Origin of the sequence: Marispirochaeta aestuarii (assembly GCF_002087085.1) — a bacterium.
Classification (GTDB): Bacteria; Spirochaetota; Spirochaetia; order JC444; family Marispirochaetaceae; genus Marispirochaeta; species Marispirochaeta aestuarii.
The window spans coordinates 1-12,163 of sequence record NZ_MWQY01000039.1 but is presented as its reverse complement, the minus strand read 5'-3'; the positions used below and the strand labels follow the sequence as shown (position 1 = coordinate 12,163).

Here is a 12,163-nt window from a genome sequence, read left to right as displayed (position 1 = left end):
CTCCCGCCGCCGAGCCGGGAAAGCTCAGGTTATTCGCTATCTGCCTCAGGTCACTTTCCAGGTCGGCATTTAAATCCATACCGGTTCCCCAGCCGGGGCGATACAGGCGGATTTCCGAGGGGCTAAAGCCGCTGCCCGTGTTCACCCGTACCCGGAAGAAGCCTTCGTTGTTGTCCTTGACCACATAATCGGGTAAGCCGTCCCCGTTTATGTCCATCAGACGCCCGTTTACCTTTTTTGTCGATCCGCCGTAGCTGAACGAAGACCCGAGCGTCGCGGAGGCCGCTCCGACATTCACTCCGCCAGAGAGGGAAAAGGTTCCGCCGAAGGACCCGGTATGGGAGTAGGAGATCCCCTGGGTCTCCCCTGACAAGACACCCCCCGCGCTGGCGGCAACCTTTTTCGTTATGGCCGGTCCGGAGAAACCGGCGGTGCCGACAAAGGTCCCGCCGGCGTTCAGGTAAGCGTTCAGATCTGATGATCCGGTCACCTGGTCCGGCAGACCGTCGCCGTTTATATCCAGTAGTCCCATGTTCTGGATGCTTTCGGCGGCGGATACATTTATTCCTGCAGATAAATTTGGTTCAGCCGTGGCATCCTGAACGTTCGTTTTGAACTCCTGTATAAACCCCTCCCCGTCGGCCTCGTAGATTCCGCCGCCGGAAGAGCTGCCGATGCTCGCGCCGAAGGTTAGTCCGTCATTGGAATTCCGGGTAATGTAATCTATTACCTTGTTTCCCCGTTCTGCGGCACCAAAGCCGTACCCAGTTCCCGGCCAATAGGTAAAACTGCCGCCCTTCCCCTGTTTGTCGAAGCGTACAAGATCCGGGAAACGGTCACCATTGATATCCATGAAGCCTTCGTACTGCTGGGTATTTCCGCGGTTGGAGCCTCCGCTGGCTCCCATTCCGAAGGAGACTTCGCCGTTTATGTCCGTAGATTTTCCGCGGCTGGTACTAATAAAAGAGAGGGATTGCGAAGGACCGCTACTGCCCTCCTCGTCAAGAGTTATATTCGGAATCGTCCAGTAATAATCGCCTCCGCTGCGGGTGGGCCACATGGTTTCTCCCGTAAGGGCGACAGAAAACTGATACGGTGTATACACCGGGTTGCCATTATCATCGATACTCGTGTCTGTAATTACATCCACCGAACCAATCCAGGTATCGTCGCTCATGACAAGTTCCTGCCGTCCCCAGGTATGCAGATGGCTGTCTGCGGTATCTGCAGTCGGAGGATTCGGATTCAGCTGTGTATAATACGGCGGGGGGGTTACTCCCGTGTTGTGCTGCCCGCTATAATTCGGTGCGTCTCCCAGCCAATCACTGTTCCATGCATAAAATCCGCTCCACGCGCCGTAATACCAGCCGTACACACCGCCTTCAAGATACTCCCTGGGTATATTTGCCCCGTAAAGGCTCTCCAGGGTCGTCTCATTATCCTCAATTTTCGTATCGACAAAATCGTACTCATTTTCGTCTTCCGCAATTATGCTCTCTGCCGCAAAATCGTAGCGGCTGTCGAAAACATGCACATAGCCTGGAACAAGGACGGTATCCCCCTCACCATCAAAGCGCGGAATATTGACGACCCCGCTCTCTTCCCAGCCTCCTGCGGCCTGCTCTTCATTCCTGCTGACAGAGATTTCATCGCCCGTACGGGCTTCCACCGATCCCCGTACAGGAAACACACCGTTCGAGGAGTAGGTCAGGCTCCGCGCGAGCCGCGTCATTACCCGTAATTCCGCCGTCCGGAAGAGCTCTTCTATTAATTCGAAATACTCCGGGTCCGTTTCATCATCAAGACTGTACATATCATCAGACTCATCCAGGTTGTAAAACGGAAACAGTTCGGCGTATATCCGATAGGAACGGAGGGCCTCAGTCAGCCGGTTCTCTTGATCTCCATCCAGATTATCGGCAACCGTGTAGACGGTGCTGCCGTCCAGAAGGCTGACGGGAGTAAACAGGCTTTCTGAAATGTCCTGGCTGCCGCACAATGCGCCCGCTTCCTCCGCAGTCAGGAGCCTCGGCCACAGCGCTTCTTCGCCGTCTGTGTTCAGAAAACTGAAAAAGAGGCTCGTCGTACCGTTATTGGATTCCACAGCATCGAAGGATGCCCATACGCTGTAGACCGCGGCCTGGTCTTCGGCAGAAAGTTCCTCACTCAGCTCATAGAGACTGTACTCGTCCACCGTCCCTTCGTTATGGATGACCAGCAGATACGCGTCTTCCGGTATGGAGATTTCGGCCAGGGCTGCCTGGGCTTGGAATGCCGCATGCTGTCCTGCAGACAAGCGTGCCGGATCGGGTACGCCTGTGCGGCAATCGCTGAAGTACTCCTCCACTGCCGGGCGGAACAGCTCGCCCGGCACCTGTTCCAGCCGATACGACGGCTGTGTAAGCGCATAGGTATGCCGAACCCCGTCCCGCTCGTAGCGGACACGGATTAGCGTATCGGAGGATGAAATCTCCGTTGTCCGGTAGGCCGTTCCATCTTCGCTGTCGCTCTCATCCACCAGGGCGTACGAATCCTCTCCGTCGGGTTCAAGATAGACACGGTAGCTATCGCCCGCCTCATTGCCCATACGGTCAAGCAGGATAGTACCGTCGCTTTCTGTTCCTCCCAGGGCCGTTTCCGGCTCGATGGCTCTGCAGAGTATCGGCTCAACCGATACCGGCGGTGCCGCCGTACTGTAGCTGTACACCCTCTGGTTTTCATCAGGGACCGGAAAAACCTCATCGCCATCCGGGAAGGTATAGCCGGAAAGCTGTGCCCGCAAGCCTGCATTCGAGTTCAGGATGCTCTCCAGGCAGCTAAAGGCTACAGTCCTTTTTGCCTCAACAAGCCGATACCGGTCTCCTGCCGGTTCATGGTAGTAGCAGAAATAGAATTGCTTTTTATGGATTTCACTTAGGCTGTTATAAATTGAATAAAAGGTATTCGCCGGGATCAGGCGCGGGACAAAAAAGCCCTTCGACAACAATGTACTAATATTCCCCTGGGTCAGCACGGAAATCCAGTCACTGTTCCGGTCGTAGGTGTAGTAATGGCTTGTATGTCCGTCGCTTTCTGTTTCATGCCTGTGGGGGGTATAAAAATCCTCAAGGCCGTCCTCGTACATGCTTCTGCTTACTTGTGCAGGCAAACAGAGTACGGGGGAATCCTCCATATCCTCAAAGTACTGAATATCCCGGTAGCGGATGCGTGTACTCCAGTCCACGATATCTCCGCGCTCGTCCTTGTTCGGATTCAGGCGGAAAAAGAGGGAATCCCCGCGGCTGAGCTCATACTCGGCATCGCTTCGTCCGTTCTGTGGAGAATCCTCGCTTATAGCAAGCTCTGTCAGCGCCGCGTTGCTCCCGCGCTCCGGGGCCCGGATCTCCGCAACCGCACCATCGGAGGATATCTGTGCATTCGGGTTGTAGCCGACCTCGTCGCTAACCAGTACCCTTCCCGAGCGATAGGCGTCCCACCTGCGGAAGGGGTCCTTCCGGTAATATGTCCCGTCGAACTCCTTTAATTCATCTTCCGTATACGATTCTGCGCGGTCAGGGTCGGCCCCTCCGACCCAGCCCGCGGTCCAGTCGATGGTACCATCCCCCCGGTTCAGACCGTACAAGGCTGTGCCCTTCTCCACCACATCGATGAATCCGTCGCCGTTGACATCCATGATTGAACGCTTTCCATCGGCCCAGTTCCACTGTTTCGTCTTGCCTCCCGACACCGGGCCTATTTTCATCGAGAGCCCCAGGGAGGCGGAGGAGTTCGAGGTTTTCGACAGGGGACCGTTAAATCCGTCAAGAGAGACCGCGGAGCCTGCCCAGCCGTAGAGCTCCGGGTCCGCTGCGTAGCCGTTTACATCGTTTCCGCTTTTCCAGATCAGTTCAGGGATGCCGTCTCCATCAATATCGGCCACATCCGTCAGGGATACGCTCGAACCGCCGGAGCTCCCTCCCCGCACACCCAGAGAGACCAGGGTCTTTTTTCCGACAAACGGAATCTTTATGAATATTTCAAGGCCGGTATACAGGTTGGCCCCGGCGGATACGGACCTGGAATTGGAAAGGTCCTTCTCCTGCGCCCCCGACCCTACACTCCAGATCTCCTCAGGCCCGAAGCCCTGGGGGAGCTCATCAATATCTTTTTCCAGACCGTAATAGTCAAAGCCGAAGGAATAGAGCGCATCAGCAGCTCCCGGGGCCCATTCCTCGTACCGGTCCAGAATCGTCCGCCCGAAATCGTCCATCCGGTAATAGAACTCATAAGAGCGCTTCTCTGTTCGATTCCCCTGTTCCCCCGCGGATATCCCTATCCGGTCCAGGCGCTTCGAGGTCTTGCAGATAAACCTTCCGCGCCCGTCGCTGCGGACATCCTGCCGCTCGCCCCCGCTCAGACTCGACGCGAACTCTCCCGTCCAGCTGTGCACACCGCTACTCTCGACCGAATAGCCTAAGCGCGTACTTTCCTCCGTCGGTTCCAGGTGTCCCGCCTCGTTGTACCCGAAATCGATCCGATAATAACCGCTCTCATCGGCATCATTGCCATTTATCCCTGACCAGGATATGCTCTTCAGATACAGATTCTTGTCGCTTTCATCGTAGGTATAGCGGTAGTCGACGGTATTTCCGTCCATATCGACAATCCTCGACAAATACCAGCGATAGACCTGCATTCCGTTCGTTCTGTCGGGACCAAGCCAGGGTGCAGACTGTTCTGCGCCGTCGCTTACAGCCGCGTGGTTACCGTAGTAACGAACGGTCCCGTCCCTGTCCGTTACTTTCCAATAATCTGTACCCGCAGAAGTAGAACGAAAGCGTTCTATCCGGGCGAATCGCCCCTCTTTCCGCTGCCTGTAGACCGACCCCGAGGATGAGTCGGGAGTAATGTTTACCAGTTCCTCGCCGTCCAGCAGATAGGTATCCTTTCCGTCGTATTCCGGCAGACCGAAACGCGTATCCGTATCAATTGTGCTAACAGGCAGGGAGAAACCTGCACCCATCACCCCCGCAGATCGCCCGCTGTCGTAGCGCAGGGATACCTGAGGGGAGGCCTTTCCCCGTCCCGGGGGAAGCCGCAGGGGGATGGAAAAGGAGGCTGAGCCGGACCAGCTCCCCTCCAGTCCCTCCAGCCCGGGGACTCCTGCATCAGGATTCGCCGCTTCCAGATTCTTTATCGAGTTCAGGTCGAACTCCACAGGATCAGGACTCTCGGGCAGTGTTAAGGTGGAATTGATCATGTCGGTAAAATGGGTGCTCAGACTCGTTACCGTACTCGCCTCATTATTCAGGGAAACTCGCTCCAGACGTTCCCATCTTTGTTTATCTTCATTGAAAAAATAGGTAAAAAGATTGCTCAACGCGGCTTCGGATTTATTCATTTCAGGATCATAGGGAATGCTTATACTCACGGGCTTTTGGAATTGTTGCCCGTCAGGAAGAAAGCGGTACGCCGCCGCCCCCTTGGTAACATTCTGACGCCCTCCGCCTATCGGAGCTGTTCCGCCGAGCTTGATCACCGTTATTTCAACGGTGTCGTCCACCGCACCGGCGGGCACGTCTACCGTAACGCCATCGAAGGAGATAACTCCCCCGGCGCCTCCTATCTCGGCGGAGTATGCACTGTCCGGGTCTTTTTCATACGTCGGCAGCCCGCGCAACAGGGCATCCCGGGGTGTTTCACTGAACAACGGCAAGGGTGCAAGAACCAGGCTGTAGATAACAAAAAGCGTCAAACTTCGTACTACGACATTTTTCATCTTCTTTTCCTATTCGGTTTTAAACGAGACATTCACCGGCACATCGGGAAAATCCTCCAGGGGAGAAACAACCACCAGATATCCCTGGCTTCCTCCGCTGAATCCTGAATACTCGAAATCAGTAATCTCCTGATCATTTATATACAGGGTAAAAATACCGTCCGAGGCTCTCTGTACCCTTAGTTCATTAAAAAGACCGGTCCCGTAGATTGCGGAACTCTGGGTCCAGCTTGTATTCGGCGCATACTCGGTTCCGATGATTGACGCTATCTGGTAATACCTGTCGGTCCGAATCATGACGCTCAGCATTCGCTCTTCGCCGGAGTCTTCATCCACGCTGTGACAGAAAACGATCCCGAAACCGGCGTTTCGGTTTCCACTCGATTTTGCCGCACTCACTGTCCATTCAGTAAAAGGCTGCTGGTCGGAATTCTCCACGGGATACCAGAAACTGCTTCCGTACGGGTCGGAATACTGCTCATCGTTGGTCTCGAAGATAATTTCCCCGGCGGTTTCGTCCTCCGAGAAGAGTGTCGAATCCACCTGTACCCCGTCTCCGCCGAGATTTCCGTCCCATCCCGTCGGTTTCGAGGTATCGATAAACTGGCATCCCGAAAACAGGACCGCAAACGCAATAAAAATACACCACCCTTTTACATCTGCCACTTTTCTACTCCGGGTTTTACTTACTCATTATTGAAATTCGTTATCTGATCCAGACTCACTGTATACGAGATTACCATCCCTCCGTATCCGGATAGCTGAGACAGAAAGGTCTGTTCGTTCGGAGAAACACGGAAGTACACAACCGCAGCTTCATATTCATGATTCTGGATTGAAAGTGATTCGCCGCTGACGATATCTGCTTCACTTTTTGACGGAGTCGACCAGCTCATGTAATTATAGGTGGAACTGGTATTCGTATTATCCGTAACAACAATAACCGCCTGGCGCCGCGGCGGCAGGCTGACTGCATACCAGTCGAAGTCCCGGCTCTCTTTGCCGTTTGTAGCGACAAAATACCACAGGTTCGACTCCAGATCGGATTCCAGCACTGTGGCAGTGGCGATCGAGTCGTTTGGTTCATGGGGGTCCCGGCAGATATCACTCCCAACCCCGAGCACCGACTCCGAGGGGCCGAAGAGAACAGACCCCCGTATTTTATATAGCTGATACAGATTCAAACGCTCATTGCCAACACCATTATCCTGCCAGCTGAGATCACTGCCCCTGTACACGTCGACCCAGTTCAGGGGATTGTTCTCTCCCGCCGCACGGCGCAGCAGGTACTCATCCGCGGCTTCATCTTCATTCCAGGTAACGCTTATCAGGTTCGGTACCGTAAAAGATTCCACACCCGGACTGGCAATCTCCGGATCTTCATCCAGCCTTCCCATATCGGAGATAAGGCCGGTCCCGCAGGAAACGACTCCGCATACAATAAAGAAGAGGCCCGCAAGTGTGCATATTCCTTTTATCATTCAACTTTCTCCTTACTGCCCGGAAAACGGCACTCATATACCAGACTCGGCCGGATCTCATAGCGCGGCGGATCGTAGAACACAGAGGAAAACTCAAGGCCGAGTCCCAGCGCGGAGGTTTCATTCAGAGAGTACCGGACTGTTCCCGAAAGACTCATTCCAATCGCTGCGGTACTTGTCGTATAGCTTCCCTCATAGCGGCGCTCCTGAACCAGCACATCCAGCATAAAAAAGGGAGTAAGCCCCACGGAATAGCTCTTTCTGCTGTCACTGTATCGCATAAGAGTCAGTTCCACAGGTATTCCTGTCCGGATCCCGTGAAAGACAAACTCCTCATGCCCCGGAGTACTGACTCCGACATCGTATCCGAGGGAGAGACCGAATCTCATCCCGTACAGCCAGGGGCCGTAATCGCCAAGGGGATACTCGGGAGTCAGAAACCCCGCCGCCTCCAATGATAAGATACCCGACAGATTGTCCCGCCAGGAGCCCATGGGACTCCAGTAACCAATCCGTCCCCGCAGGTCCCAGATATTTCGCCGGACCTCGTAAGACGGGTAAACCGGAGCGAGTCCCAAATCCTCGGTCAGGTACTCAAAGAGTTTTCCGGCCAGATCCTCCGCCAGACGCTCATACCTGCCGGCCTGATCGCGGCTGTAAATCCGGTGACGAATCTCCCCATTCTGTACATCGTACACCTGTAGGTACCCGTCGATGTACTCGGGAGTACAGGACAAGCGCCCAAAAACGAGCATATCCAGCCCGTAATAAGCGGAAAAAGAGGAGGCGTCAAGAATCGAACGCGGATGGTCCTCTCCCTTCGGCAAGGGGTGTACCGAAGGCTGCAAGACGCCCGATCTGTCCAATACCTTCAAGTACCTGACCACAGTTTTCGAGAAGGAATCACCCTTGGGCAGTTCTTCCCCTGGAACTGCCTGGCCTACAACTTCCATTGGAGCAAGAACGGTTTCCACCGCAAAACCAGCCGCGGAAAAAATCACGAACATGATCAGTACAACCCATAGACGCTTCATTCTGCCATCCCCTGCTCCTCGAGAGCCCCCATCCGGCGGCTGTACTTTCTGTGAGAATCCTCATCGCCCATCTTGTCCGCCGCGGTCATCCCCAGCGCCAGCAGTTCCCTGTCCTGCGTCAGTTCGAGACCTTTTTCCACATAGAACAGAGTTCCCCGATAATCACCGTGGGACAAACAGAGACGGGCCTGCCTGCGGCTTACATCACCCCAACGCAGGATGTCCTCTTCGCTGTTGAGAGAAAGAACACCGCGAGCCTTTTCCCAGGATTTCAGTGCCTCGGCATTCATACCCATGCGTTCATACACATCTCCAAGCTCCACCAGGGCATGGAAATCCCGCGGGCGCAGTCTTATGTAAGCGGAAATATCTTCAACTGCCTTGTCGAGCAGGCCCAACGCACTGCGACTGTTGCCGCGACCTATAAGCGCCGGGGGATAGGGATACCTGACCGAGAGCGCATGTGAATAGGCGCTCTCTGCAGCTTCATAGTCTCCAAGCTCAAAATATGCATCGCCCAATTCACAGGGAACCACAGGATCGTCGGGCAGTAGCTCTCCTGCCCTTGAAAGATGCCCGACCGCCTTTTCATACTCTTTGATTTTCAGATAAATCTCGCCCAGGCGTTTACGCGCAGCACCATTCTCCGGTTCCAGACGAACCAGGCGTTCGTAATACATTTCCGCGTCGTTGAGGTTTCCCTGCTCAAGGTAGACATCTCCCAGCAGTGTCAAAGCCTCCGAGTGTACCGGGTCACGTTCCAGAACGGTCAGCAGGCTTTGTATGATTTCAGCGTCCTTTCGTACTGCCGGATCGGCCAGATAGAGGGACTCCGCATACCTGAGCAGGGTCTCATTCGTTTCCTGATACCCGGCGGACTTCCGGTAGTATTCGACAGCATCGGCGTATTCACCCTCATCCCGGCTTGTATCTCCGAACTGCCGATATTCAGATGCCAACAAGGTCTCTGGAAGACTCTCAGTGGCTGTAATTGTAGAAGTCAGCCCATCAAAATGGGCGTTCAAATCGGTATTCATCAGCTCTATCTGCCGGTGAAGCTGCTGATAATGTCCCGTGCCTTCCTCTGCAAGGTGATGCAGGTCGTTTCTGGTCGCTTCAAAATGGCTGATTTCGTGGGCATTCACCGTATCGAGCTTGTGTTCAATCCCTTCCAGACGTGTACCAAACTCCTCCCTGATCCCTTGCAGTAGAAGCCGCCGCTCTTCTGTAGAGAGAACATAGGTTCCGGTGGGCATCTCAAAGGAGGTCAAAGCATGTGTGTAGTCATCCAGAAGTTTCTGCTGGTCGCTTATCAGGTCCCTTTGTTCATCGAGAACGTCGCCTTGCTTTTTGAGTACATCATGCAAATCCGACAGGGATTTCTCGTTGCGTGAGGTTATCAGCATGGAAATGCCGACGCAGAATACGCAGATCAGAATAAGGAGAACGGAAAGAATTACAATTATTAGATTCTTCTGCAGGGTTCTTTTCATTGTTAATTCACTAATATCTCTAAATAGACATTAAAATATTAAATCCTATTTTTATCCATAATACGCATCCTGTCAACACCCGAAAGGGAGGATTATGTGAGAAATTGTTCTCCCGTATTAAACCTGCAATTTCATTCCGGTGTGAGTGCCTTGATATCCTTAGCAGCTACACCATAACAAGTATGTTATTGTTCTCGTGTTATATTGATCAAAGGGTCAAAAAAATATTTAAGTGGATTATCAGGTTTTATAAGGACAGGTACATGGTCACCGAGCTTAAAATGATGTTCATTTTTAGTCAGTCTTTCACTTCTAAACCTATATTTGATTTTACCAATTTCAGCTATCGCTATTAATCTATGAACAGTCGTATTATACATATGGCTTGAGTTCGTTGGATATCGTAAAAATGGTTCATTTTCTATCTTTACGATTTTTGCGTCAATTATTATTCCATTTTTTAAGAACCATTTCATTCTATTTTTTAGTATTAGATATTTACAGAAAAAGATTAATGGTACCCCAAACACAGTCAACAGAATCAGGGCCATTATTATACTTAGGTAATCACCCATTCCAATATGCTCCTATGCTTTATAAATTGAATTATCAAATATCCGATTAATCTCAGATCGAATCTTTTCACCTCTTCTTTGATTACTAATAAGCTGTTCTCTTAGTTCCTCAGCAAAATTTGTAGACACTATTGACTGATCAAAAGCTCGATCATATTGAGCAACAACAAACATCCCGACTGCAGCTTCACCGAAATCTTTATCTGCTTCTTCAAGTTCAGAATATAATGTTTCTAATCTCGCTAATTCTCTTGAAGCGGCTAAATCTTTTTCAGCCACTGATAGTCCGTCATCTGGTTCAAACACCGTCCCATCCCCCGGAACCTCCGGCAACAACCCCAACGGATCAACCCAGTTCACCGGATCATTCCCCACATAGGCGTACCAGTTATTACCCGATCGTATCGGATCGATCGACGTCCATCTGTTGATGTCGGGCTTGTAGTCCCTGAAGCCGTAATCATACAGCCCAACCTTCGGATCAAACCGCTTACCATTATAGCCGTAATGTGTAGGGAAGATGTCGGAATAGGGATGGCCATTTTTCTCGTGGTACTCCTTACCCCACACATCGTAGCGGTATTCCTCTTTCTGGTGTCCATGCTCGTCGGTTAATCCCACTACCGATCCCAGTACATCCTGCAGATAGTAGTCCTTGTCTTTACAGCGCAGGCGTCCCCAGCTGCTTTCGGCAAACTCCTTTCTCGACAGGTGCCGTCCATTGGCTGTTATGTACTCCGCTATGGGCTTGAATCTGTTCGAGAAGGATGGGAAGAAGTGTCTGCTTCGTCGGTTCACTTCATACTCAGTATCTCGGTATTCCGCCAGAATGTCAAAGCTCAACGCCTCGTAGAGGTAGGTTTCCGTACTCTCCCTGTTCCATTCCAGTTGTTTATGGAAACCGTAGCTTTTGTTCAGGATTAAAACATACACAGTCTCCTATTTCTTTTTATAAAATGAGCACAGCTTAGTTCGTTTTGGCCTGCACTTCTTCCTTTGAAACGTATAATTATTTTTCTTCACCCAAAAACTAAATAAACTATGGAAAAGAAACAGATCAATGTAGCTATCAAATATATAATAATCAGCGGAATTTTTGTTTTCCTTTTTATTCTTAATACTCTATTCATTTTAAAAACAAAAAAACAACCGAAAACAAAGAAAACAATGCTAAGGAAGTAATAATCATTAAAGTAGAGATTCATTTCTTCCTCCATGAGATTATAGTCACTTCAACACAGATACCACTAATTCCAATAACAATCATCGGAATCGCTGTAAATTTATCTTTCTTCATTCCAATTATTCCTAATATAACAAGAAGCAAAAGAAAAACTACATTGATAATCCTAAGATATTTTTTATCAATCATCATGCCTTTCCCATAATTCCTCAGCCAAATTTTTTACAGCCGGAGTAGACAATTCAGAAATAAATCGTATTGAATCTCGCGTCGAATAAAATTCTTTAGCATACTTCGCTTTTGTATATCGAATAGCACCATCCGCCATAACAAATGCAGCAGGCACATTTCCTCCTGCAAATATTCCAATACCACCTACAACTATTTCTGCAATACCAACTAACTCTTGTTTGTGTAATGTTTCTTTCATAATTTCTTCATCTTTTATAGATAATTCTCTTGAAGCAGCTAAATCTTTTTCTGCTGCTGATAATCCATCATCTGGATCAACTACCGTCCCATCCCCCGGAACCTCCGGCATCAATCCGAATGGGTCAACCCAATTCACCGGATCATTCTCCACATAGGGTCTCCTGAAAAATAGATAAATTCCCATAGAGCGGGGAAATATGTTAGGAT

Annotated in this window: 9 protein-coding genes; all 9 read right to left on the bottom strand. The window is 51.1% G+C overall.

All coding sequences use genetic code 11. The annotated features are described in order from the left end of the window. The coding region (locus B4O97_RS18815) for a SpvB/TcaC N-terminal domain-containing protein (protein WP_143305825.1) at nucleotides 1–5,758 on the bottom strand (5,758 nt) is incomplete at its 3' end. A 9-nt stretch (nucleotides 5,759–5,767) separates the two neighbouring features. After that, the gene (locus B4O97_RS18810) at nucleotides 5,768–6,424 is read right to left on the bottom strand and encodes a hypothetical protein (RefSeq protein WP_083053067.1); all 657 of its coding nucleotides are present in this window, start codon (nucleotides 6,422–6,424) and stop codon (nucleotides 5,768–5,770) included. Between the two features lie 20 nt (nucleotides 6,425–6,444). Continuing rightward, a complete protein-coding gene (locus B4O97_RS18805) occupies nucleotides 6,445–7,239 on the bottom strand; it encodes a hypothetical protein (protein ID WP_083053066.1) in 795 nt (264 codons plus the stop codon). After that, the gene (locus tag B4O97_RS18800; protein WP_083053065.1) at nucleotides 7,236–8,273 is read right to left on the bottom strand and encodes a hypothetical protein; all 1,038 of its coding nucleotides are present in this window, start codon (nucleotides 8,271–8,273) and stop codon (nucleotides 7,236–7,238) included. Before B4O97_RS18800 ends, B4O97_RS18805 begins: the two co-directional genes overlap by 4 nt. Continuing rightward, nucleotides 8,270–9,766: a tetratricopeptide repeat protein gene (locus B4O97_RS18795; protein WP_083053064.1), complete on the bottom strand. Its 1,497-nt coding sequence runs from the start codon at nucleotides 9,764–9,766 to the stop codon at nucleotides 8,270–8,272. The genes B4O97_RS18800 and B4O97_RS18795 overlap by 4 nt, the downstream gene beginning before the upstream one ends. Before the next feature lie 185 nt (nucleotides 9,767–9,951). Continuing rightward, nucleotides 9,952–10,341, bottom strand: a complete 390-nt coding sequence (locus B4O97_RS18790; RefSeq protein WP_083053063.1) for a hypothetical protein — start codon at nucleotides 10,339–10,341, stop codon at nucleotides 9,952–9,954. Between the two features lie 12 nt (nucleotides 10,342–10,353). Further along, entirely contained in the window at nucleotides 10,354–11,274 is a 921-nt protein-coding gene (locus tag B4O97_RS18785) for an RHS repeat domain-containing protein (protein WP_083053062.1), read from the bottom strand. A gap of 268 nt (nucleotides 11,275–11,542) precedes the next feature. After that, on the bottom strand, nucleotides 11,543–11,716 hold the full coding sequence (locus B4O97_RS19555; protein ID WP_158084404.1) for a hypothetical protein: 174 nt from the start codon (nucleotides 11,714–11,716) through the stop codon (nucleotides 11,543–11,545). Beyond that, a partial coding sequence (locus tag B4O97_RS18775; RefSeq protein ID WP_233143147.1) for a hypothetical protein occupies nucleotides 11,706–12,163 on the bottom strand: 458 nt, incomplete at its 5' end. The genes B4O97_RS18775 and B4O97_RS19555, both read right to left, overlap by 11 nt.